This is a genomic window from Streptomyces sp. 549 (assembly GCF_030124175.1).
Lineage (GTDB): Bacteria > Actinomycetota > Actinomycetes > Streptomycetales > Streptomycetaceae > Streptomyces.
The window spans coordinates 1-1285 of sequence record NZ_JASKMT010000065.1 but is presented as its reverse complement, the minus strand read 5'-3'; the positions used below and the strand labels follow the sequence as shown (position 1 = coordinate 1285).

The window sequence follows — 1285 nt, the reverse complement described above, 5'->3', positions numbered from 1 at the left end:
CTGGGCTTGATCCGCTTTGACGGACATTCGAGATCAGGGGTTCGTCCCCGGGAGGATGTCCATCATGGAGAGCATGGGGAAGAAGAAGCCTCGCCCTCGCCGTTCGTTCACGCCGGAGTTCAAGGCCGAGATCGTCGAGCTGTGCCGACGGGGTGACCGCTCGGTCGGTCAGATCGCCAAGGACTTCGATCTGACCGAGACCGCAGTACGGGACTGGGTGAAGCAGGCCGAGGTCGACGCGGGTGAGCGCGACGGGCTGACCAGCAGCGAGCGCGAGGAGCTGGCCGCGCTGCGGCGGGAGAACCGCCGCCTGCGAGAAGACGTCGACATCCTCAAGCGAGCCACGGCTTTCTTCGCGAAGGAGACCCGGTGACGGTGCACCCGTTCATCGAGGCGGAGAAGCAGAACGGCCACAACGTCAAGCGTGCGTGTGAGCTGCTGAAGGTCTCCAGAACCGCCTTCTACGCCCGCCTCGCCGGCAAACCCGGTCCCCGGGCGGTTCGTGACGCCGAGCTGACCGAGCAGATCATCGAAGTCCATGAGCGGTCGCGCGGCACCTATGGCGCCCCACGCGTCCATGCCGTCCTGCAACGGGAGGGCGAGGAGTGCGGACGCCGCCGAGTCGCCAGATTGATGCGGGCCGCCGGCTTGCAGGGCAGGCACCGCCGGCGGCGGCACCTGACCACGGTCCCCGACCCGCGGGCCGCCTTCCGGCCCGACCTCATCGTCCGCGACTTCCAGCCCGACCCCGCTGGGCTCGATGCCCGCTGGTGCGGCGACATCACCTACATCCCGACCGAAGAAGGATGGCTCTACCTGGCCACCGTCATCGACATCGCCTCCCGCCGAGTGATCGGCTGGGCAACCGCCGATCATCTGCGGACCGAGCTGGTCGCCGACGCCCTCAAGGCCGCTTGCCGGCAGCGTCGTCCCATCCGTCCGGTGATCTTCCATTCGGATCGCGGATGTCAGTACACCAGCCAGCAATTCGCCGCCCTGGCTGAGGAGTTCGGAGTCCGGCTGTCCGTCGGCCGCACCGGACAATGCTGGGACAACGCGCTCGCCGAGTCGTTCTTCGCCACCATCAAGCGCGAGCTCCTCGACACCGTCGCCTGGCCCAGCAAGGCCGTCGCCCGCACCGCCATCTTCGATTTCATCGAGGGCTGGTACAACTTGCAACGTCTGCACAGCAGCCTCGGCTACCGCAGTCCCGCCGAATACGAGACCGCACTCGCAGCCTGACCACCACACCAATGGTGTCCGTCAAAGCGGAACAAGCTCAGTC

At 66.8% G+C, this 1285-nt stretch carries 2 protein-coding genes; both read left to right on the top strand.

The window, feature by feature from the left end; translation table 11 throughout:
* Positions 1-73: 73 nt before the first annotated feature.
* A complete protein-coding gene (locus tag QNO07_RS27465; RefSeq protein WP_158012931.1) occupies positions 74-373 on the top strand; it encodes a transposase in 300 nt (99 codons plus the stop codon).
* On the top strand, positions 370-1242 hold the full coding sequence (locus QNO07_RS27460; RefSeq protein ID WP_283995251.1) for an IS3 family transposase: 873 nt from the start codon (positions 370-372) through the stop codon (positions 1240-1242). The genes QNO07_RS27465 and QNO07_RS27460 overlap by 4 nt, the downstream gene beginning before the upstream one ends.
* Positions 1243-1285 lie beyond the last annotated feature (43 nt).